Annotated in this window: 21 protein-coding genes; 13 read left to right on the forward strand and 8 right to left on the reverse strand. The window is 73.2% G+C overall.

What is annotated here, in order from left to right; all coding sequences use genetic code 11:
- Positions 1-100 precede the first annotated feature (100 nt).
- A complete protein-coding gene (locus tag ACWGIS_RS22790; protein ID WP_453364292.1) occupies positions 101-1,084 on the reverse strand; it encodes a cation diffusion facilitator family transporter in 984 nt (327 codons plus the stop codon).
- A 111-nt stretch (positions 1,085-1,195) separates the two neighbouring features.
- Here ACWGIS_RS22790 and ACWGIS_RS22795 point away from each other — a divergent pair, with 111 nt between their 5' ends.
- Positions 1,196-2,200, forward strand: coding sequence for a glutathione S-transferase family protein (locus ACWGIS_RS22795; RefSeq protein WP_453364293.1), 1,005 nt, complete (start codon positions 1,196-1,198; stop codon positions 2,198-2,200).
- Between the two features lie 114 nt (positions 2,201-2,314).
- A complete protein-coding gene (locus ACWGIS_RS22800; RefSeq protein WP_453364294.1) occupies positions 2,315-2,620 on the forward strand; it encodes a DUF4235 domain-containing protein in 306 nt (101 codons plus the stop codon).
- Positions 2,621-2,701: 81 nt separating this feature from the next.
- Here the strand turns inward: ACWGIS_RS22800 and ACWGIS_RS22805 are convergent, their stop codons facing one another.
- Complete coding sequence (locus ACWGIS_RS22805; protein ID WP_453364295.1) at positions 2,702-3,094, reverse strand: VOC family protein; 393 nt, start codon at positions 3,092-3,094, stop codon at positions 2,702-2,704.
- A gap of 224 nt (positions 3,095-3,318) precedes the next feature.
- Positions 3,319-4,911: a hypothetical protein gene (locus ACWGIS_RS22810; protein WP_453364296.1), complete on the reverse strand. Its 1,593-nt coding sequence runs from the start codon at positions 4,909-4,911 to the stop codon at positions 3,319-3,321.
- Positions 4,912-5,098: 187 nt separating this feature from the next.
- Here ACWGIS_RS22810 and ACWGIS_RS22815 point away from each other — a divergent pair, with 187 nt between their 5' ends.
- Both ACWGIS_RS22815 and ACWGIS_RS22820 read left to right on the forward strand, forming a co-directional pair.
- Positions 5,099-5,461, forward strand: a complete 363-nt coding sequence (locus tag ACWGIS_RS22815) for a DUF1304 domain-containing protein (RefSeq protein WP_453364297.1) — start codon at positions 5,099-5,101, stop codon at positions 5,459-5,461.
- A 32-nt stretch (positions 5,462-5,493) separates the two neighbouring features.
- Positions 5,494-6,084 carry a TetR/AcrR family transcriptional regulator gene (locus tag ACWGIS_RS22820; RefSeq protein WP_453364324.1) on the forward strand — a complete coding sequence of 197 codons (591 nt, stop codon included), beginning with the start codon at positions 5,494-5,496 and terminating at the stop codon, positions 6,082-6,084.
- 70 nt (positions 6,085-6,154) lie between these two features.
- Here ACWGIS_RS22820 and ACWGIS_RS22825 read toward each other — a convergent pair whose 3' ends face one another.
- A complete protein-coding gene (locus tag ACWGIS_RS22825) occupies positions 6,155-7,102 on the reverse strand; it encodes a GlxA family transcriptional regulator (RefSeq protein ID WP_453364298.1) in 948 nt (315 codons plus the stop codon).
- A gap of 70 nt (positions 7,103-7,172) precedes the next feature.
- Here ACWGIS_RS22825 and ACWGIS_RS22830 point away from each other — a divergent pair, with 70 nt between their 5' ends.
- Positions 7,173-8,123, forward strand: a complete 951-nt coding sequence (locus ACWGIS_RS22830; protein WP_453364299.1) for an NADP-dependent oxidoreductase — start codon at positions 7,173-7,175, stop codon at positions 8,121-8,123.
- 584 nt (positions 8,124-8,707) lie between these two features.
- The gene (locus ACWGIS_RS22835; protein ID WP_453364300.1) at positions 8,708-9,124 is read left to right on the forward strand and encodes an anti-sigma factor antagonist; all 417 of its coding nucleotides are present in this window, start codon (positions 8,708-8,710) and stop codon (positions 9,122-9,124) included.
- Positions 9,125-9,184: 60 nt separating this feature from the next.
- Here ACWGIS_RS22835 and ACWGIS_RS22840 read toward each other — a convergent pair whose 3' ends face one another.
- Together ACWGIS_RS22840 and ACWGIS_RS22845 are read right to left on the reverse strand one after the other, a co-directional pair.
- Positions 9,185-10,138: a ribose-phosphate diphosphokinase gene (locus ACWGIS_RS22840; protein WP_453364301.1), complete on the reverse strand. Its 954-nt coding sequence runs from the start codon at positions 10,136-10,138 to the stop codon at positions 9,185-9,187.
- Between the two features lie 224 nt (positions 10,139-10,362).
- Positions 10,363-11,097 carry an alpha/beta hydrolase gene (locus tag ACWGIS_RS22845; RefSeq protein ID WP_453364302.1) on the reverse strand — a complete coding sequence of 245 codons (735 nt, stop codon included), beginning with the start codon at positions 11,095-11,097 and terminating at the stop codon, positions 10,363-10,365.
- Between the two features lie 314 nt (positions 11,098-11,411).
- Here ACWGIS_RS22845 and ACWGIS_RS22850 point away from each other — a divergent pair, with 314 nt between their 5' ends.
- From ACWGIS_RS22850 to ACWGIS_RS22865, 4 genes are all read left to right on the forward strand, one after another.
- The gene (locus ACWGIS_RS22850; protein ID WP_453364303.1) at positions 11,412-12,107 is read left to right on the forward strand and encodes a DUF4230 domain-containing protein; all 696 of its coding nucleotides are present in this window, start codon (positions 11,412-11,414) and stop codon (positions 12,105-12,107) included.
- A gap of 182 nt (positions 12,108-12,289) precedes the next feature.
- Positions 12,290-12,655, forward strand: a complete 366-nt coding sequence (locus ACWGIS_RS22855) for a cupin domain-containing protein (protein ID WP_453364304.1) — start codon at positions 12,290-12,292, stop codon at positions 12,653-12,655.
- Between the two features lie 309 nt (positions 12,656-12,964).
- The gene (locus ACWGIS_RS22860) at positions 12,965-13,501 is read left to right on the forward strand and encodes a VanZ family protein (RefSeq protein ID WP_453364305.1); all 537 of its coding nucleotides are present in this window, start codon (positions 12,965-12,967) and stop codon (positions 13,499-13,501) included.
- Between the two features lie 138 nt (positions 13,502-13,639).
- Positions 13,640-14,875 (forward strand): ricin-type beta-trefoil lectin domain protein, encoded by a 1,236-nt coding sequence (locus ACWGIS_RS22865; protein WP_453364306.1) that lies wholly within the window; start codon positions 13,640-13,642, stop codon positions 14,873-14,875.
- A 91-nt stretch (positions 14,876-14,966) separates the two neighbouring features.
- Here ACWGIS_RS22865 and ACWGIS_RS22870 read toward each other — a convergent pair whose 3' ends face one another.
- The gene (locus tag ACWGIS_RS22870) at positions 14,967-15,203 is read right to left on the reverse strand and encodes a hypothetical protein (protein WP_453364307.1); all 237 of its coding nucleotides are present in this window, start codon (positions 15,201-15,203) and stop codon (positions 14,967-14,969) included.
- A 217-nt stretch (positions 15,204-15,420) separates the two neighbouring features.
- Between ACWGIS_RS22870 and ACWGIS_RS22875 the strand changes: the two genes are divergently transcribed.
- On the forward strand, positions 15,421-16,458 hold the full coding sequence (locus tag ACWGIS_RS22875) for a PHP domain-containing protein (RefSeq protein WP_453364308.1): 1,038 nt from the start codon (positions 15,421-15,423) through the stop codon (positions 16,456-16,458).
- A gap of 37 nt (positions 16,459-16,495) precedes the next feature.
- Positions 16,496-17,161, forward strand: coding sequence for an HAD family hydrolase (locus ACWGIS_RS22880; RefSeq protein WP_453364309.1), 666 nt, complete (start codon positions 16,496-16,498; stop codon positions 17,159-17,161).
- A gap of 58 nt (positions 17,162-17,219) precedes the next feature.
- On the opposite strand, the gene ACWGIS_RS22885 is transcribed toward ACWGIS_RS22880, so the two are convergent.
- Positions 17,220-18,383, reverse strand: coding sequence for a hypothetical protein (locus ACWGIS_RS22885; protein ID WP_453364310.1), 1,164 nt, complete (start codon positions 18,381-18,383; stop codon positions 17,220-17,222).
- A 550-nt stretch (positions 18,384-18,933) separates the two neighbouring features.
- Here ACWGIS_RS22885 and ACWGIS_RS22890 point away from each other — a divergent pair.
- A complete protein-coding gene (locus ACWGIS_RS22890; protein ID WP_453364311.1) occupies positions 18,934-19,893 on the forward strand; it encodes an SDR family NAD(P)-dependent oxidoreductase in 960 nt (319 codons plus the stop codon).
- Positions 19,894-20,013: the final 120 nt, after the last annotated feature.

Raw genomic sequence — 20,013 nt, forward strand, 5'->3', positions numbered from 1 at the left:
GCCGGGACCGTACGAGGCGGCGGACCGGCCTTCGAGGGCGTGCGGAGAGCGCCGGGATCGGGGGCCGCATGTTCCCCCGCCCTCCGGCGGCATCCGGACGTCAGGTCCCGCCGCGCTCCCCCGTCGCGGCGGGGCTTTCCGCACCCCGCCGTGCGGCCTCCCGGGCGGCACGCGCGTCCGTGACGTCGAGGAAGATCTGGTCCGCCTCCGGCACCAGCCGGGCGACGGAGCGCTTGATGCGGACGGCGACGTCCTCCACCTCCTCGCTGTCGAGGCCGGGGACCAGGTCGACGCGGGCGGCCACCAGAGTGGAGTCCAGGCCCATCTTCATGGTCAGCAGCGCCTCCACGCTGTCGATCTCGGGCTGGGCGTTCAGCACGGCGCGGATCCGGTCGCTGAGCTCCTCGTCGGCGGCCTCCCCGACGAGCTGGGCACGCGCGTCACGACCCAGCCAGTAGGCGACGCAGACGAGCAGCGCCCCGATGGCCAGCGAGGCGGCGGCCTCCCACACGACCTGCCCGGTGACCATGTGCAGCACCATGCCGACGATCGCGAAGCTGACGCCGAGGACCGCGGTGCCGTCCTCGGCGACGACCGTGCGCAGGGCGGGGTCGCGCAGCCCGCCGCCCTCCCCGCGCACCTGGAGCAGTGCCCGCACCAGGGAGGCGCCCTCCGCCACCAGGGCCACGCCGAGGACCACCAGGCCCGTCACATAGCCGGAGAACGACTCCTCGGCCCCGTTCCTGAGTGCCTCGACGCCCTGGAAGACCGAGAAGCAGCCGCCCATCACGAAGATCCCGACGGCCGCGAGCAGGGACCAGAAGAACCGCTCCTTGCCGTACCCGAACGGGTGGCGCCGGTCGGCGGGGCGCCGGCTGCGCCGAAGCGCCGCCAGCAGGAACACCTCGTTCAGGCTGTCGGCGACGGAGTGCGCCGCCTCGGAGAGCAGCGCGGGCGAACCGGAGACCAGACCGCCCACCGCCTTGGCGACGGCGATCAGGAGATTGGCGCCGAGCGCGACCAGGACGGTGACGCGCGTCTTGCGGTCGGAGCTGGTCGGTCGGTTCGTCGAGTCGTTTGCCACAGGCCCCGGATGCCCGAGCCCGCTCCCCTCACACAGTGGCGTCGGCGGAAATCGGGGAACCCCTCCACCGAGGGCTCACGCGGACGGCGGCGGGCGGAGAGGAGAGGCGCGATGGCGAACGCCGACTACGGCACGAAGGAGTTCAGGCGCTCCGGCAGTCACTTCGCGGACCGGGTCACCGCCGACGGGCGGGACGGCTGGCCGGTCGAGGCGGGGCGCTACCGGCTGGTCGCGAGCCGGGCGTGCCCCTGGGCGAGCCGCGCGCTGGTCTCACGGCGCCTCCTCGGGCTGGAGGACGCGGTGTCCCTCGCCGTGGTGGACCCGATCCAGGACGACCGGAGCTGGCGGTTCACGCTGGACCCGGACGGCCGCGATCCCGTCCTCGGCATCCGTTTCCTGAGCGAGGCCTACGAGGCCCGGGAGAAGGACCACCCGGGCGGAGTGAGCGTGCCCGCGCTCGTGGACGTGCCCAGCGGCAGGCTGGTGACCAACGACTACCAGCGGCTCACCCTGGACTTCGCCACCGAGTGGACGGACCTGCACCGCGAGGGTGCGCCGGACCTGTATCCGGCGGCGCTGCGCGACGAGATCGACGAGGTCATGGCGGGCGTCTACGAGGACGTGAACAACGGGGTGTACCGGGCGGGCTTCGCGAACCGGCAGGAGCAGTACGAGGAAGCGTGCGCGGGTGTCTTCCGGCGGCTGGAGTCGCTGTCACGGCGGCTCGCCGAACGGCGCTACCTCGTCGGGGAGACCATCACGGAGGCGGACATCCGGCTGTTCACGACGCTGGTCCGCTTCGACGCGGTCTACCACGGCCACTTCAAGTGCAACCGCTGGAAGCTCGCCGAGGACCGGGTGCTGTGGGCGTACGCCCGCGATCTGTACCAGACGCCGGGGTTCGGCGACACGGTCGACTTCGACCACGTCAAGCGGCACTACCACCAGGTCCACACCGGCATCAATCCGACCGGGATCGTCCCGCTGGGCCCGGACCTGGGCGGCTGGCTGACACCGCATCACCGCGAGGAACTCGGCGGCCGTCCGTTCGGCGACGGGACGCCACCGGGCCCGGTGCCCGAGGGTGAGGAGGTGCCCGCACAGGGGCGGCCCTGATCACCTGTGACCGCGTCGACCGACTCCGGCCTGCGTATTCGCCGCGGATAGGGACACACGCCAAGTGTCCGGCGACACCCCGGAGGCCGACCGAGAGGCAACAAGGAGAACCACATGTCGAAGAAGACGAAGAAGAAGACGCTCCCCCTCGCCTACAAGCCCGTCGGGTTCGTGCTCGGCTGGGCGGGCGGTGCGCTGGCGGGCATGGCGTTCCAGGCCACCTGGAAGGCCATCCGCCACGAGGACAACGCGCCGGACGCCCTCGACAAGGACCGCGGCTGGGGCGAGGTGCTGCTCGCCGCGGCGGTGCAGGGCGCCATCTTCGCCGTCGTCCGCAGCGCGGTGGACCGTACGGGCGCGAAGGCCATCGAGCGCTCCACGGGCGTCTGGCCGACCGACGACAAGAGCGGCCGGGACTGAGACCGGCCGGCGCACGGGCACCCGGCACTCCGGTGCCGGTGCCGTCCGGCGGCGGTCCGATCCTGGGACCGCCGCCGGCTCTCAGCCCTGCTTGGGGGCCGTGGCGGGGACGAGCCGCAGGGTGAAGGAGTGCCCGGCCGGATCGGCGTACCCGCGCTCCTCGTACGGACCGGAGGCGTCCTTCGTCTCCAGGGGGCGCCCGCCGAGGCCCACGACCCGGCGCTCCACCTCGTCGAGGTCGTTGACGTGGAAGTCCAGGTGGGCCTGGAGCGAGTTCTCGGGGCGCGGCCAGCTCGGCGGCGTCGCCATCACATCGCGGCGGAACGCCAGGCGCAGTCCGTCGGGGGCCTTGATCTCCACCCGGTTCGCGCTCGCGTCGGTCTCCTCGGCGTCCAGCAGTTCCTTGTAGAAGGTGGCGAGCTTCTCCGGCTCGGCACAGTCCAGCACCACGACGCCTGTCACTACCAGTCCCATGGTTCCTCCGTACGGTCGGGCGCGGGCGGCGGCGCCACCTGCTGCCACACGCTCCCCGGGTACCCCCCGCCGGACGGGATCAGTCGGCCGCCGACAGTCTTGCCCCGTATGTGTATTGACATGTCGTCAGGTCGGTACGCGCCGACGCCGCGGACGCGTCCCCCGGACGGGTCCTCCTCGGCGCGCCGGGCGACCGACCCCGCTCGTGGGGGGGCACCCGGTGCTCACGCGCGGCGCAGGATGCGGTTGGCGCCGGCGGCGGCCGTGGTGGCGAGCAGCCAGCCCAGGCAGATCAGCAGCACGGCCGGCCACTGGAGGGCGCCGTCCGGGCTGAACGCCCGTTCCTGCCCGAAGTCCACGAGCGGCAGGAGCAGGTCCAGGGTGTAGACGGCGGGCTGGAAGCGGGGTGGCCGGTCCGGGTCGAGGGGCTGGGGCGGCCACCGGGAGAACAGCAGGGTGCCGCTGACCATGATCGCGGCCAGCCACCATACCGCGCGCATCGGCCGGTAGCCGTAGCCGACCGTCACGTCCTGGAGCCGGCTCCAGACCCGCCCCGGCCAGGGCAGGCCGGCGCGCAGCCGGGTCTGCTTGGCCAGTTGCACCGTGCGGGCGTCGGCGTCGTGGCCGTGCTGCCGGTACACGGAGGCGAGCTGCTCGTAGGGCTGCGGGGTGAACCCCTGCGGGTCGCGCGCCAGCAGTGGAAGCCTTCCCCGGGCGGGTAGTTGGGGCAGCAGGCTCTCGTAGACCACGCCCTCCATGCGCACCCCTTCGGGCCAGCCGTCGGGGGTGCCGCGCAGCACGGTGACCCGGGTGTGGCTGAGATCGACGGTGCCCCGCGCGGGCGGGGCGAGGCTCAGGGTGAGTTCGGAGGCGGTGGAGCGGCGGCTGGTGAGGGCGGGGCGGCCGGCCGGGACGTCGATGCGGGCGTCAGCGAAGGACACCTTGCTGCGGACGGTGATGTTGCTGAGGGCGAGTCTGCCGCGGGCGGTGAAGCCGTCGCAGCAGTTGAACTCGGCGCCCACGTCTATGCCGTGGGCCCGCAGCGCGGTTCCGTGCTCGACGCCGAGTGAGGCGCCCTCGAAGAGCACGCCGCCGCCCACCCGCGCGTCGCACAGGTCCACGGTGCCCTCGGCGACCAGGCCGCCCCGGCCGTTCAGGTCGCCGCCGATGTGCAGCCGGTTCGCCTTGAGCGCCGTCCCGTCGGGGTTGCCGAGCGCGGCGCCGGTGAGCACGACGCTGCCGCGTACGGCGGTGTCGCGCAGGTCGGCGCGGCCGTCGACGCGCAGCCCGGTGCCGGCCTGGATGTCGCCGCCCACGGTGGCGCAGCGGAGTCGGAGGGCGCTCTCGCCGCGCCGCTCGCCGCGGCCGGTCAGGTGGCTGTCCTCCAGGTGGAGGGTGCCGCCGATCGAGGCTCCGTACAGGTCGGCCGGGCCTTCCACCCGGCAGCCGCTGATCTCGCACTTCCAGCCGGTCGTCATGCCGACGGCGGTGAGGCCGGGCAGGGTGCAGCCGCGCATCTCCAGTGCTCCGAGGGAGGCGCCGTCGAGGCAAGGGGCGTGCGTGAAGCGGCAGTTGTGGAGCCGCAGCGTCCCGCTGACGACTGCTTCCGCCAGGTCGAGCCGGCCGGTGACGCGCACGTCCCGCAGCCGGAGGCGGGCGAGGTGCCCGGGCTCGGGCAGGGGCGGCGCGATCAGGAGCCTGCGGACCGCCGCCGCGCGGACCTCTCCGCCGTCCGCGTACCACTCCCCCCTGCGGAACGCCGCCCACATGCTCCGCTCGTTCCAGCTCCACTCGCTGGGCGCGGGACTGCCCGACACGTCAACTCCCCTTTCGATCAAGGAAACCGCAGCATCGCTACCCCGGCGGCACACCGGACAACCTCCGATGCCGCGCGCCCGCGCCCGTGACGGCCGACGGCTGGCATGCCGGACAGTTCCTGGACACCTGTCCAGCTATAGTGGACACCTGTCCATGAAATCGTCTCGAACGGGGAGTCCACCGACGATGCACACCCTCGCGAACGTGCTGGTCGGCCTGGTGGCCGCGCTGCACGTGTACATCCTGGTCCTGGAGATGTTCCTGTGGGAGCGCAAGCCGGGCCGGGGGCTGCACGGGTTCGATCCCGGCACCGCCAAAACCACCGCTCCACTGGCCGCCAACCAGGGCCTCTACAACGGTTTCCTGGCCGCCGGGCTGGTGTGGGGCCTCGTCGCCGCCGACCCCACCGGGTTCCGCGTCCAGGTGTTCTTCCTCGTGTGCGTCGTGGTCGCCGGGGTGTTCGGGGCGGCCACGGCGAACCGCCGCATCCTCGTCGCGCAGGCACTGCCGGGCGCCCTCGCCCTCGCCGCCGTGCTGGTCGCCGGGTGACACCGCCACGCCGCCGGGACCCGCGCGCGGGCATGCCGCCGCCGGACGCCACGACCGGGCACGACGACCCCGCGCCGCGGGACCCGCGGGCCGCCCGGACCCGGGCCCGGCTGCGCCGGGCACTGCTGGAGGAGTGCGCCCGGCGCCCGCTGGCCGAGGTCGGCGTGACGGCGCTGGCCCGGACGGCGGGGGTCGGCCGGGCCACGTTCTACGTGCACTACGCCGACCTGGAGGCACTGGCGGTCGATGCCTGCGCCGACGTCGTCCGGGACGCCGTGGACGCGCTGCACGCCTGGCGCGGGCGCCCGGACCCGGTGTCGGCCCCGCCCGCCCTGCTCGCGTTCTTCGGCGGTCTCGCCCCGCACGCCGCCCTGTACCGCGCGCTGCTCACCCCGGGCGGGGGCGGCCCGCTCGGCCAGGTCCTGCACCGCGACCTGCGCGCCCGCAGCCTCGCGGAGCGGGAACTCGCCGGCGCCCCGGACGCCCCGCTCGTCGCCTCAGCCGTGGCCGCCGCCTTCGCCGGGGTGCTCGCCGACTGGCTGCACGGCCTCATCGACGCCTCGGCCGACGAAATCGCCCACCAGGCCTGGCAGTTGCTGGTCGCCCTGCACCGGAGCCGTTGACGGTCGCACACCCGCGCACCTGCCCCGCCGGGAAGCTCACGGTGGCCGGGAGCGCCACCCGGGCCCCTCCCTAGTGCACGGCCTGGAACGTACGCCGGTACGCCTGGGGCGAGACACCGATCGCGGCGTGCAGGTGCTGGCGCAGCGAGGCACCCGTCGCGAATCCCACCTCACCGGCGATCTGGTCCACCGACAGGTCGCTGGACTCCAGCAGATGGCGGGCGCGGGCGACGCGCTGCTGGATGAGCCAGCGGCCGGGGCTCATGCCCACCTCCTCGTTGAAGCGGCGGGCGAAGGTGCGCATGCTCATCCGGGCGTGGACCGCGAGATCTGCCAGCGTCAGCGGTTCACCGAGGTGTTCCAGCGCCCAGTGCCGGGTGGCGGCCGTACCGGTGGCCGAGGCTTCCGGGACCGGCTGCTCGATGTACTGCGCCTGGCCCCCGTCCCGCCAGGGCGGCACCACGCAGCGCCGCGCCACCTTGTTGGCCAGCTCGCTGCCGTGGTCCTTGCGGATCAGGTGCAGGCACACGTCCACGCCGGACGCGGCGCCCGCCGAGGTGAGCACGGAGCCGTCGTCCACGAACAGCACGTCGGGGTCGAGGTCCACCTCCGGGAACATCTCGCGGAAGTGCCCGGCGAGCTGCCAGTGCGTGGTGGCCCGGCGCCCGTCGAGGAGTCCGGCCGCCGCCAGTACGAAGGCACCGGTGCAGATGGAGACGATGCGGGCACCGGGCCGGATGTGCGCGAGTGCCGCCGCGATCTCGTCGGACAGCCGCGAGGTGACGTACGAGGGGGTGACGGGCGGGATCACCACGGTGTCGGCGGTGCCGAGGACCTCGGGGCCGTGCTCGACGGTCACCGAGAAGTCGGCGTTGGTGCGCACCGGACGTCCGTCGACGCTGCACGTCAGCACCTCGTACCTGCCGTCCGCCGCACCGAAGATCCGGCTGGGGATGCCGAGTTCGAAGGGGTAGATCCCCTCGAGCGCCAGCACCACGACTCGCTCCGTCTGCTCCATGGCACGATTCTAGCGAACATTGGCAATCTTGCCATTTCCTCGCCCGGCCGCTCCCGGCAGGCTGGTGCCCATGACTACTGCGAACACGATGCGAGCCATGCGTCAGACCGTCCTCGGCGGACCCGAGGTCCTGGAGGAAGCGGTGGTGGAGCGGCCCTCCCCGCGACCCAGCGAACTGCTCGTGCGGGTGCGCGCGGCCGGGGTCAATCCCACCGACTGGAAGCACCGCGCGACCGGCGGGTTCCTCAAGGAGCCCCCCTTCGTCCTCGGCTGGGACGTCTCCGGTGTCGTCGAGGCGACCGGCCTCGGCGTCGCCCTCTTCAAGCCCGGGGACGAGGTCTTCGGGATGCTGCCCTACCCCTTCGGCGTCGGCTCGCACGCCGAGTACGTCACCGCCCCGGCCCGCGCCTTCGCCCACAAGCCCGCCTCCGTCGACCACGAGCAGGCGGGCGCGCTCCCGCTCGCGGCACTGACCGCCTGGCAGGTCCTCGTCGACACCGCCGACGTGCGGCCCGGGCAGCGCGTGCTCATCCACGCGGCCGCCGGCGGGGTCGGCCACCTCGCCGTCCAGATCGCCAAGGCGCGCGGCGCCCACGTGATCGGCACCGCCAGCGCGGGCAAGCACGACTTCCTGCGCGAGCTGGGCGTCGACGAGCCGATCGACTACCGGGAGACCGACTTCGCCGAGGCCGTCCGTGACGTGGACGTCGTCCTGGACACGGTCGGCGGCGACTACCGGTTCCGCTCGCTGCGCGTACTGCGCCCGGGCGGCATCCTGGTCTCGATCCTGCCGAGCGGGGCGACGGACTTCATCGAGGAGGCCGAGAAGCTGGGCGTCCGGGCGACGGAGATGCTCGTCGAGGCCGACCACGCCGGCATGAAGGCGATCGCCGGCCTGGTGGAGGAGGGCAAGCTGCGCGCCACCATCGCGGGCTCGTTCCCGCTCGCCGAGGCGGCCGAGGCGCACGCCCTCGGCGACACCGGCCGCACGGCGGGCAAGCTCGTACTGACGCTCCCGTAGTGCCTCCGGGGCCGCCGCCGGATCCGCCGTGACGCCCTCCCGGGGCGGGAACGGGCGTGCGGCCTCCGATCGTGCGGGCGCGGCCCGGCCCGGCTCGGACGCTCCGGGAGCCGGGCCGGGCGGGGCGATCCGGGTCCGGCGGAGTGGCGCGTCCGGCGGGCGCCGAGGTCGGCCCGGGCCGCCTCGCCGACCGCGCCGCGCGGGACGCCGCACGCCCCACCCGACGGGTGTGCCACCCGTCGGACCCGCCCATCCGCTGGAGCCGCCTCATCTCCGGGCCCGCCTCATCCGCGGGACCCGCCCCTCGCGTCGATCACGTCGGCCCCGGTGATCCCGACGATCCGGACTCTTCCGGTCCGCCCGACCGTCCAAGACGCGCCGCGTAGATCCAAGACAAGACATATGTCAATCGAACATGCTGGAATTCACTCCAACGGGGGTAACTTGCAGAACAAGGAACGGTTTTGCAGCCCGGGGTGCCCAGGTGTCGTGTCTACGCTTGCCGAACTCGTCACCCCGGCCCCAGGTGACTCCGGGTCCCGCCAACAGCGGCGGGCCAATGGCCGGTTGGAGGCGATGTCGTCGTGCAGCACGAACCTGCCCCCCTCACCCGGCATCTGCGGATACACCGGTACCGGGGCCACACCGTGCTGGAGTTCCACGGGGAGATCGACATCAGCGCGGCGCTCGACGTCGTCCCGCTGCTGGACGCGGAGACCGGCCGCCCCGGCGCCCGGATCGTGATCGACCTGCGCCCCGTCGAGTTCTTCGACTGCTCCGGGCTGCGCCTGCTGTACCGCGCCAGGCACCGCGTCGTCTCCCGGGGCGGCGAACTGCGCCTCGTGTGCACCCACCCGCTGACCCTGCGGATCCTCCGGGTCACCGGGCTCGGGCGGGTGCTGCCGCCGGCGGCGTCACTGGACGAGGCGGTCGGCCGCACCGAGGCGGCGGCCGGGTCCTCACCCGCTTCCGGGCGGCCTCTCCCCACCTGCCCCGACTGACACGGCCGGGCCGGCGTAGGCCGGGCCACGGCCCGCCGTCCGCGCGCCGCCGGACCGCGGCTACGCGGTCTCGGGCGCGTCGAACAGGGCACTGACCGACTCGCCGTTGTGAATCCGCCGGACCGCCTCGGCCAGGGCCGGGGCGATGGACAGGATCCGCAGCTTGTCCGTGCGCTCCTCGGGCGCGATCGGCACGGTGTTCGTGCACACGATCTCCAGCACGTCGGGCTGCTCGCTGAGCCGCTTCAGGGCGCCCGCGGCGAACAGGCCGTGCGTGCAGGCGACCCGGATGGAGCGCGGCCCCAGCTCGCGCAGCCGCTCCAGGAGTTCGAGGACCGTGCTGCCCTTGGCGATCTCGTCGTCCAGCACGATGACGTCCCGCCCGGTCACGTCGCCGATCACGGAGCTGATGCTCACCCGGTCGTCCGCGAACCGCTGCTTGGCACCGGCGGCCACCCGCGCGCCCAGCATCCGCGCGAACGCGGCCGCCTCCTTCGCGTTGCCGAGGTCCGGCGAGACGACGGTCGTCCGCGAGAGGTCGTGCCCCTGGAAGTGCGCCGCCAGCTCCCGCAGCGCGTGCAGATGGTCGACCGGCACGGAGAAGAAGCCGTGCACCTGGGGCGAGTGCAGGGTCATCGCGAGGACACGGCTCGCGCCGGCCGCCACCAGCAGGTCGGCCACCAGCCGCCCGCCGATCGAGATCCGCGGCGCGTCCTTCTTGTCCGAGCGGGCGTACGCGTAGTGCGGCATGACGACCGTGATCCGCCCGGCGGACGCGCCCCGCGCCGCGTCGCACATCAGGAGCAGCTCGACCAGGTTCTCCTGCACCGGCGCAACGAGCGGCTGCACCAGGAACACGTCCCGCTCACGGCAGTTGGCCTGGAGCTGCGCCTCCAGGCAGTCGTTGGCGAAACGGCTGATCCGGGCCGGACTGAGCGGAACGCCCAGGTGCGCACAGACCTCGGCCGCCAGCTCGGGATGGGCACTGCCGCTGAAAACCGCGATGTCACGCACGATCCGCTCCTTCAAGATCAGATCCGGGATGCGCGGCACATGCTACGGGCAGCGGGGGACGCCCTTGACGGCCGCCTCTCCCCCGGGCTCGCGGACGGCACGGCCGAAGCGACCCGCGGCGGGACTGCGCGGTGGCAGGCGGCGACGGCCGGGGCATCAGTCCAACGCCCGGCGGCACGCGGCCTCAGTCACCCGACGCGGCGGCACTGGGCGGCGGCGGGGCATCAGTCGCCCGACGCCGCCGCCTGCGCGAGGATGCGGGCCGTCTGCTGTCCGGCCCGCACCGCGTGTTCGGCGCGGGAGCGCCGGCAGCGGCCCAGGACGGGGTCGTACTCCGCCATGACCACACCGGCGTGATCGGTGTCGGGTTCGGTGAGGCTGGCGGCCCGGCCCTGGTCGCGCAGCGCTTCCAGGAGCCGGCGCGAGTGGTGGCCGGGCACGTCGGTGTCCCCGGTGCCGTGCACCAGATGCACGGGCGTCGAGACCGCCGGAAGGTCCGCCACGTCGGCGAGGGGCGCCGTGCCCGTGCTGCGGGCCGCGAGGTCGTAGCGTCCCGCGACGCCGACCACCGCGCAGGGGCGCCAGTCGTCGGACCCGGCGCGCAGGGCGACGCCGACGGCCGCGCCCGCCCCGGCGGACCAGCCCGCCACCACCGCGCGGTCCGGGTCCCCGCCGAACCGCCCGGCCCGGCCGCGCAGCCAGTCGACGGAGGCGAGCAGGTGAGAACGGCCGCGGTCGGGGGCCGCGGGATTCCAGTCGGGGACGAGGACCAGCAGTCCGTTGGCCGCCGCCTCCTCGGCCAGGGGCGCCAGCATGTCCTTCTCGTCGGTGCCGCTGCCGTGCCAGAGCAGGGCGGTGGAGACCGGCCCGTCGAGGTCGGGGCGGTAGACGTCGAGGAGTTGCCGACGGCCGTTCACGGGAGTGGTGTAGGGCAGGTCACGGGTGACGGTGACGGGCATGTGCGCTGAGGAGACCTTCCGCGGGTGCTGCGGGGCGGGCGGGACCATCGGAGAGCTTTGTCTATCAGCCGCGCCGGGGCGCCCGACGCGCGGGGCGGCGCCTTTCGGGGCGCAGGTGCCGACGGAGGACTCGCGCGGGTCCGGGTGCGGCACCTCCACGCGCACGCGCGGACCGCCGTCGGCGGCGGAAGCCGCGCCCCGGCGGAGGCCCGCGCGCCGCGTGATCGTCCGGGCCGGCGCGAGGATTCGGCCAACCCGGCGTTGTGCCGCGGGATTTGGCGGGCACACGGCGTAGAGAAAGGAGGACTGTCGACATGACGACGTCCACCAAGCAGACGCCCGGCTCGACGACGTCCGAGGACCGGGGCAAAAGGCAGCTGCCCGGCTGGATCAAGGTGCTGGTCGCCCTCGTCCTGGTGCTCGCGGTGCTGTTCGCCGGACTGCGGCTCAGCGTGCTTCCCGGGCTGCGTGACATGTTCGGCGAGGAGACGCACGACCGGTCGGGGCCCGCGCTCCTGAAGTCCATCCAGGACATGAGCCGGTACGAGGCCGCGTCCGGCAACTTCCAGGTCGTCGTGGACCTGGAGAAGGACGCCAAGCTCCTGCCCGACGCGATCCGCGGCACCCGCACGCTGTACGTCGGCGCGGGCACCGTGGACGCCTACGTCGACCTCGGCCGGCTGGACGAGAAGGACGTGTCCGTCAACGACGACCGCACGTCGGCCACGCTCCACCTGCCGCACGCGGCGCTCGGCAAGCCCGCGCTCGACGCCGACCACTCCTACGCCGTCTCCAAGCAGCGCGGTCTCTTCGACCGGCTCGGTGACCTCTTCTCGGACAACCCCAACAGCGAACGCGCCGTGCAGAAGCTCGCGGTCAAGCACATCGGCGAGGCCGCCGACGACAGCGAACTGACCGTGCGCGCCGAGGAGAACACCACGAGCATGCTCAAGGGACTGCTGGGCTCGCTCGGCTTCAAGGAGGTGAAGGTCACCTACGGCACCGCCTGACCGAGCGGGACCGCGAAGCCGCCGGGGGGACGGCCGTTCCCCCCGGATGGCAGTCTCCCCGGAACGGGCGGAGCATGGAGATGAGGGGTCCGGTTGACGTGGGCGTCGGCCGGAGAGCGCCGCGGAGGAGACGAGCACCGGCCCCGGCAGCATCGGGCACGGCCCGATGGAAGGGAGCCGTCATGCTTGAGGTCAAGACGGTCGACAAGCCGGACGAGCGGCGCGATTTCCCCCGCGGTCACCTGGAGGCGGTCCACCTCAGCGGACTGGACTTCGCCGTGGGGACCTTCGAGCCCGGCTGGCGCTGGTCCGAGTCCGTCGGCCCGATCGCGGGCACGGACAGTTGCATGATCCACCACAACGGCTACGTGATCCAGGGCCGCATGCGGCTGCTCATGGACGACGGCGCCGAGGGCGAGGTCGGTCCCGGCGACGTCTTCGTCTGCCCGCCGGGACACGACGCCTGGGTGGTGGGCGACGAACAGGTCATCCTCTACGACTTCGCGGGCGGTATGGCCCAGGACTACGCGAAGGCCGGGAACGGTTAGGTTCCGCTCCGATCGGACGCGGCCCGGCGGGCGCACACCCCGCCGGGCCCCGTCGCGTTCCCGTGCCGTCTCCGGCGGTTCCCCGGTCCGACACACGGCGGCCCGGTGAGGCGGGGGAATGGGGGCAGACGGCGAGGGAGGGAAATCGCGGCCCGTGGCGTCCACGGCTCACGGCCACCTCGACGAACCCGCGCTCACGGCCGCCTCCGACCGGGCATCCACCGCCGTATCGCGGGTAACCGCGCTCATCCGTAAGGCAGTTGAAACCGGGAGGACGGAATGGCACGTACGGCGTCGGGACTGTGGGGCATGCGTACCACGCGAACCGCCAAGTCCGGCAGGCGAACGCCGGCACCACCGCCGGAGCCGGCGCCGCGGGAGCGGCGGGGACTCCCCTTCCCGGTGCGCCTGCTGGTCATGCTGCTCGCCTTCGCGGCCATGGTGGGCTTCGCGGCGGTCCTCGCGCGGCTGACCCTGGAGCCGTCGCCGGCCTCGGAGGCGCTGACCCACAACAACCTGCATCCGGGCCGCTCCCTGGACGCGTACCTCTCGCAGCCGGCCCTGCGCGACGCGTTCAAGCAGGTCGGCGGAAACGTGCTGCTGGGCGTGCCGTTCGGGGTGCTGCTCCCCATGCTCGCCCCCAAGACCCGGGGTCTGCTGCGCGTCGTGCTCCTGACCGCCCTGGTGATGCTTCTGGTCGAGGTGGTGCAGGGGGCGTTCATCACCGGGCGGGCCTTCGACATCGACGACGTCATCCTCAACACGGCCGGGGCGCTGATCGGTTACCTGCTGCTCGGCCGCAGGCTCGGCCGGGCGGTGCACCCGCGTCGCCGTCGCCGTGACTGACGCGCGGACTGCCCCGAGGTGGTCCGTACCAAAGTCTTGACACCCCCTTACCTCACTTCTTAAATCAAGAGGCGAAGCATGCACCCCCACACCTAGCGGCACGCCCACCCCACGGGTCGCCGTACAGAAGGGAGAGTCATGGACTCCCCGCGCCTGCTCCGCCGATGTCTGCTCGCCGCGCTGTCCGCCGTGTTCGCCGCCTCCGCCGCCGTGGTCCCCGCACACGCGGGTCCTCAGGCGGCGGCGGCCGTGACGTTCTCGGACACCTTCGACGGGCCCGCCGGATCGGCCGTCGACTCCTCGAAGTGGCAGATCGAGACCGGCGACAACGTCAACAACCACGAGCGGCAGTACTACACCTCGGGCAACAACAACGCGGCGCTGGACGGCCAGGGCCACCTGGTCATCACCGCCCGCAAGGAGAATCCGGGCAACTACCAATGCTGGTACGGCCGTTGCGAGTACACCTCGGCCCGGCTCAACACCTCCGGCAAGTTCACCAGCACGTACGGCCATGTCGAGGCGCGGATGAAGATCCCGCGCGGGCAGGGCATGTGGCCGGCGTTCTGGATGCTGGGCAGTGACATCGGGCAGGTCGGCTGGCCCAACTCGGGCGAGATAGACGTCATGGAGAACGTGGGCTTCGAGCCCTCGACCGTGCACGGCACGCTCCACGGCCCCGGGTACTCGGGCTCGGGCGGCATCGGAGCCGGCTACACCCTTCCCAACGGCCAGGTCTTCGCGGACGCCTTCCACACCTTCGCGGTGGACTGGGCGCCCGACTCCATCACCTGGTCGGTCGACGGCACGGTCTACCAGCGGCGCACCCCGGCCGATCTGGGCGGCAAGGCCTGGGTGTTCAACAAGCCGTTCTTCCTGATCCTGAACCTCGCGGTGGGCGGCTACTGGCCGGGCGACCCCGACGGGTCCACCACCTTCCCGAAGCAGCTCGTCGTGGACGAGGTGAAGGTGACCACCAGCGACTCGGCCGGCACCGCGGGCCCGATCACGGGCCTGGCCGGCAAGTGCGTGGACGTGGCCGGGGCGAACCCGGCCAACGGGACCGCCGTGCAGCTCTACGACTGCAACGGCACCGCGGCCCAGAAGTGGACGGTCTCCACCGACGGCACGATCCGCGCGCTGGGCAAGTGCCTTGACGTCAAGGACAACGGCACGGCGGACGGTTCGGTCCTCCAGCTGTGGGACTGCGGCGGCGGGCCGAACCAGAAGTGGGTGGTGACCGCGGCCCGGGACATCGTCAATCCCCAGGCCGACAAGTGTCTGGACGTCACCGGCAACAACTCCGCCAACGGCACCCGGCTGCAGATCTGGACCTGCTCAGGCAACGCCAACCAGAAGTGGACGGTGAGCTGACGCAGGGACCGCCCGGACGGGCGGCGGAGGGTCCGGCCGGGGTCACCCCCGCCGGACCCTCTTCTCGTTTCCGGCGCTGCCCGGACGGTCTCTAGTGCGGGGTCCAGGTGAGCTTGTCGCCGCCGACCCAGCGGACGACGTCCGGGTCGTCCAGGTCGTGGACCGTGATGCCGTAGGCCGCGGCGACCAGCAGGACGTCGGTCACGGCCCTGGCCTCGCCGACCACTTCGCCGTCGATCTCGACGATGCGGAACGGCGGCCTGCCCGGCTGCACCCCGAGCACCATGATCCGCGGGGTGGAGATGTGGGGGCTCGCGATTTCGGTCATGTCTAGAGCGTAAATCGGTTCTTATGTGACGGTGAGGGACAACGGGGGCGGCCATGGCCGCCCCGGCCCCGTACGGCGCGGGAGGGCCGGGAAGTGCTTGTTCGGCCGCCCGGGTGAGCGCGGCCGGGCGGCCTGCCGCCCCGTTCACCCGGGCGGCCGAACGGACCCGCCGTGCGGTCCGGCGGCCGCTGGGCAAGGCTGGAGACAGGAGGTGGCGATGGACCCCGTCGAGGCGCTGGACCGGATCGCGTTCCTGCTGGAGCGGGCCCAGGCGCCCACGTACCGCGTCCGCGCGTTCCGTACCGCGGCCGCCGTACTGGGCGCGCTGCCCGGCGACGAGCTCCGGGCGCGGGCCGCGGCGGGGACGTTGGAGTCCCTGAAAGGCGTCGGCCCGAAGACCGCGCAGGTGGCGCGAGAGGCACTCGCCGGCGAGGTGCCCGGCTACCTGGAGAAGCTGGAGGGCGAGGCCGGGGCCCCGCTCGCCGAGGGCGGCGGGGAACTGCGGGCGCTGCTGCGCGGGGACTGCCATCTGCACTCGGACTGGTCGGACGGCGGCAGCCCGATCGAGGAGATGGGCCGGACCGCGGCCCGCCTCGGACACGAATGGGCGGTGCTCACGGACCACTCCCCGCGGCTCACCGTGGCGAACGGGCTGTCCCCGGAGCGGCTGCGCGAGCAACTGGACGTGGTGGCGGACCTCAACCGGCGGTGGGCGCCGTTCCGGCTGCTCACCGGCATCGAGTGCGACATCCTCGACGACGGCTCGCTCGACCAGGAACCCGGGCTGCTGGAGCGGCTCGACGTGGTGGTGGTCTCCGTGCACTCCAAACTGCGCATGGACGCCCGCGCGATGACGCGCCGCATGGTGGCCGCCGTACGCAACCCGCACGCGGACGTCCTGGGGCACTGCACAGGGCGGCTGGTCACCGGGCGGGGCCGGCCCGAGTCCGAGTTCGACGCCGACGAGGTCTTCGCCGCCTGCGCCGAGGCCGGGACCGCCGTGGAGATCAACAGCCGGCCCGAGCGGCTCGACCCGCCGCGCCGGCTGCTGCGCCGGGCGGTCGACGCGGGCGTGCTCTTCTCCGTCGACACCGACGCGCACGCACCCGGCCAGCTGGACTGGCAGATCCACGGCTGCGCCCGCGCCGAGGAGTGCGGGGTGCCCGCCGAACGCGTCATCACGACGTGGACGGCGGACGAACTGCTGGCCTGGACCCGGAACCGGACGGCTCCGCGGCGCGTGGCGCGCCCGTGACGTGGTACCCGAGCGACGTGAGAGGAGATCACATCTGATGGAACGGGCTGCCGTGTTCGACGTCGACGGGACTCTCGTCGACACCAATCACCTGCACGTGACGACCTGGTGGGAGGCCTTCCGGCAGGCCGGGCACCGGGTGCCGATGCACGCCATCCACCGGGCGATCGGGCTGGGGTCCGACGACCTGATCGCCCACCTGCTCGGTGACGACCGGGATCCCGGTCAGGACGAGGCGCTCAGCCAGGCCCACAAGACCCTCTACGGGACGTACTTCGACCGGCTGCCGCCGCTGCGGGACGCCGGGCGGCTGCTGCGGCGCCTGGCGGACGACGGCTGGACCGTCGTCCTGGCCACCTCGGCGGGCGGTGCGGAGCTGGGTGCCCTGCGCCGGGCCATCGACGCCGACGACGCCATCAAGGCGACGGCGAGCGCCGACGACGTGGAGCAGGGGAAGCCGGCCCCGGAGCCGGTCGAGCACGCCCTGGACCTGGCCGGGGTGCCGGCCGAGCGGGCGGTGTTCGTCGGCGACACCGTGTGGGACATGCGCGCGGGCACCCGCGCCGGGGTGACCACGGTGGGTGTCCTGTGCGGCGGTATCCCGCGTTCCGACCTGGAGGAGGCCGGGGCGGGCAGCGTCTACCGCGACCCGGCCCATCTGCTCGAACGGCTGACGGACACCCCGCTGGCCCCCGGCGCCTGACGCGCGGCGCGTGTGCCGGTCCCCCGGGACACGCGCCGGATCACCCGCCCCCGTCAGGTCAGGACGCGGGGCCCGCCGCCCTGCGGAGGTTGGAGATGCAGGCCCCGATGGCCTCCTGGAGCTCCTCCAGGCGCTGGAGCATGTCGTCCTCGTAGATGTCGTCGATGTCCTCGACGTCGTCGAAGGTCAGCTCCTCGAACACCTTCGTCGCCCGCTGGAGGCTGCTGTAGAACTTCGTACGGCGCTCCTGGACCCGCAGCTCGGGGTCGGCCTCGACCGTCTGGACGACGAGGCTCCTGACCGTGTCGTACGCCTCGGCGGCCCACTGTCCCGCCTCCTCGTCCTCGTCCAGCTCGTCGATGAGGGACAGGTGGCGCTCGGCCTCCGCGCGCAGCTCGGCCGGGGCGTCGATGGTCTGCCCGGCCGGCGTCTTGACCTGGCCGTTCTCCACGATCTGCCGGACGTAGCCGATCCGGTCGGCGGCACGCGTCTCGGTGGCCACCGCCTTCTTCAGGTCGTCGGTGCGGGCGATGTCCCGAGCGAGCTCGGTCTGGAGCGCCGGGTCCTCCTTGAGGCGGTCGAGCAGGGCAGTCCGCGCGGCCTGGGCGGTGGAGGGGTCGGCGAGGATCGCGGCCCGCAGCGCGGTGGGGTTCTCGGCGACCTCCAGGGCCTTGGTCGGCCGGATGCCCTCGGCCTCGGCCGCGGCCGTGATGGCGGTCCCGCGCTCGGAGGCGGCGCTCGAACGGGCGGAGTAGTACGACAGCCAGGCGTCCGAGTCCGGCAGGTCGATGTCCTCCCCGGGGGCGAGCACCTCGAAGTGCGGGACGAGACCGTCGTCGGCCGCCCTGTCCCAGGCCTTGTAGTAGCGCATGACCCGTTCCGGGGAGCATCCGGCGAGTCCGGCGAACTCCTTGGCGGAGATCTTCGGGGTCTCCCCGGCCGCCTGGCCGCCGGGGCGCACGCTGCGCGCCACCTTCAGGGCGAAGGCCCAGCCGCCGGTGCGGGCGTAGACGCCGAACTCCCGCGCGTCGCGCGAGACGCACTCGTCCACGGGGCCCGTCGGCGCCGCGTCCGGAGCGTCTGCCGGAGCGGCGGGGGCGGGCACGGACCCCGCCGGGACCTCCTCGCCGGACGGGGCTCCCTCGTCCCAGAAGTGCTCCTCGGCGGAGGTGTCGTCGGTGGGGGGAACGGCCGCCTCGGGTGCGGGGCTCGCTACGGACACAGGGAACTCCCCAGATCAGCGCGGATGACACAGACAGATGACACAGACAGAACGAGCAGCCTATATGAGCCCGTTCACTCGCTTTGTACACGTCGCCCTGTACCCGCGCCGGGGCGGCTCGGCGGCGGTGTCGGGAGCCGTTCGTGTTCGTGCCGGGGCGGCTCGGCGCCGGTGCGGGGAGCCGATGCCCCGCGGTGACGCAGATCACCATGAATCCCCCCAACCCGGGGAACACCCGCAGGTAGTCACCCGTTGAACGAACCGTGGGTGCGGATGGGACAGTGTCCCCGGGCCTCACCTATTGCCCACAGGGAAGATCGTCCGGCTGAAGCCCTGTGGAGCGTCTCGCCGAGAGGCGACCGCCATGCGTGCCCACGTCAGGACCGCCCCGACCGTGATCCCCCCGTCCGGTCGGGGCACTTCTGTGTCCGCCGCGGGACGCCCGCCGCGCTGGCTGCCGAATCCGTCGCGAGACCCCCGGGGCCCGCCCATCCCGCCGCGGCCGTGTCCGCTTGACTTGGAGTGCGCTCCAATTCGTAGCGTGCTGCGCATGAGCACTGCACAGCACAAGATCGGTTCGGGTTTCGGTGCCACGAGCACCGCCGACGACGTTCTGCACGGCATCGACCTCGGCGGCCGGCTCGCGCTCGTCACGGGGGGCTACTCCGGACTCGGCCTGGAGACGACCCGGGCGCTCGTGAAGGCGGGCGCCCGCGTGATCGTGCCGGCCCGGCGGGTGTCCGTGGCGCGGGAGGCGCTGGCCGGACTCGACGGCGTCGAGGTCGACGAACTCGACCTCGGGGACCAGGACGGCGTGCGCGGCTTCGCCGAGCGGTTCCTCGCCTCGGGCCGCACGCTCGACATCGTCATCGACAGCGCCGCGGTCATGGCCTGCCCCGAGACGCGGGTGGGGCCCGGCTGGGAGGCGCAGTTCGCGACCAACCACCTCGGCCACTACGCCCTCGTCAACCGGCTCTGGCCGGCCATCGCGGCGGGCGGCGCCCGCGTGGTGTCCGTGTCCTCCGCGGGCCACCACTACTCCGGCATCCGCTGGGACGACGTCCAGTGGCACGAGGGCTACGACAAGTGGGAGGCGTACGGCCAGGCCAAGACGGCGAACGCGCTGTTCGCCGTGCACCTGGACCGGCTCGGCCGGGACGCGGGCGTCCGGGCCTTCTCCCTGCACCCCGGCGGCATCCTCACCCCGCTCCAGCGCCACCTCCCGAAGGAGGAGATGGTCCAGCGCGGCTGGATCGACGAGGACGGCACCCCGCTGAACCCGCAGGGCTTCAAGACGCCCGAGCAGGGCGCGGCCACCCAGGTGTGGGCGGCGACCTCGCCGCAGCTCGCCGGGATGGGCGGGGTGTACCTGGAGGACTGCGACATCGCGGAGCCCGCTCCCGCCGACGGCACGCGCACCGGCGTGTGCGACCACGCGACGGACCCCGAGCAGGCCGCGCGCCTGTGGGAGCTGTCCGCGGAGCTGACCGGGGTCGACGCGTTCGCGTGACCACCGCCCGCCGCCGGCGGGACGCGCACTCCGCCGCGGGCGTGCCCACTGCCTGACAGGTGGGGGCCGCCGCGCCCGGCCGGGCCACGGGCCGCCGTCCGGATCAGGCCCCTCGTGGCC

The sequence above is a fragment of the Streptomyces sp. NPDC054842 genome (assembly GCF_053611025.1).

Coding starts and splice junctions, on each gene's coding strand:
- ACWGIS_RS22795 (WP_453364293.1), top strand. CDS start 1,196: ATGGCGAACGCCGACTACGGCACGAAGGAGTTCAGGCGCTCCGGCAGT.
- ACWGIS_RS22800 (WP_453364294.1), top strand. CDS start 2,315: ATGTCGAAGAAGACGAAGAAGAAGACGCTCCCCCTCGCCTACAAGCCC.
- ACWGIS_RS22805 (WP_453364295.1), bottom strand. CDS start 3,094: ATGGGACTGGTAGTGACAGGCGTCGTGGTGCTGGACTGTGCCGAGCCG.
- ACWGIS_RS22815 (WP_453364297.1), top strand. CDS start 5,099: ATGCACACCCTCGCGAACGTGCTGGTCGGCCTGGTGGCCGCGCTGCAC.
- ACWGIS_RS22820 (WP_453364324.1), top strand. CDS start 5,494: ATGCCGCCGCCGGACGCCACGACCGGGCACGACGACCCCGCGCCGCGG.
- ACWGIS_RS22825 (WP_453364298.1), bottom strand. CDS start 7,102: ATGGAGCAGACGGAGCGAGTCGTGGTGCTGGCGCTCGAGGGGATCTAC.
- ACWGIS_RS22830 (WP_453364299.1), top strand. CDS start 7,173: ATGACTACTGCGAACACGATGCGAGCCATGCGTCAGACCGTCCTCGGC.
- ACWGIS_RS22845 (WP_453364302.1), bottom strand. CDS start 11,097: ATGCCCGTCACCGTCACCCGTGACCTGCCCTACACCACTCCCGTGAAC.
- ACWGIS_RS22850 (WP_453364303.1), top strand. CDS start 11,412: ATGACGACGTCCACCAAGCAGACGCCCGGCTCGACGACGTCCGAGGAC.
- ACWGIS_RS22855 (WP_453364304.1), top strand. CDS start 12,290: ATGCTTGAGGTCAAGACGGTCGACAAGCCGGACGAGCGGCGCGATTTC.
- ACWGIS_RS22860 (WP_453364305.1), top strand. CDS start 12,965: ATGCGTACCACGCGAACCGCCAAGTCCGGCAGGCGAACGCCGGCACCA.
- ACWGIS_RS22865 (WP_453364306.1), top strand. CDS start 13,640: ATGGACTCCCCGCGCCTGCTCCGCCGATGTCTGCTCGCCGCGCTGTCC.
- ACWGIS_RS22870 (WP_453364307.1), bottom strand. CDS start 15,203: ATGACCGAAATCGCGAGCCCCCACATCTCCACCCCGCGGATCATGGTG.
- ACWGIS_RS22875 (WP_453364308.1), top strand. CDS start 15,421: ATGGACCCCGTCGAGGCGCTGGACCGGATCGCGTTCCTGCTGGAGCGG.
- ACWGIS_RS22880 (WP_453364309.1), top strand. CDS start 16,496: ATGGAACGGGCTGCCGTGTTCGACGTCGACGGGACTCTCGTCGACACC.
- ACWGIS_RS22890 (WP_453364311.1), top strand. CDS start 18,934: ATGAGCACTGCACAGCACAAGATCGGTTCGGGTTTCGGTGCCACGAGC.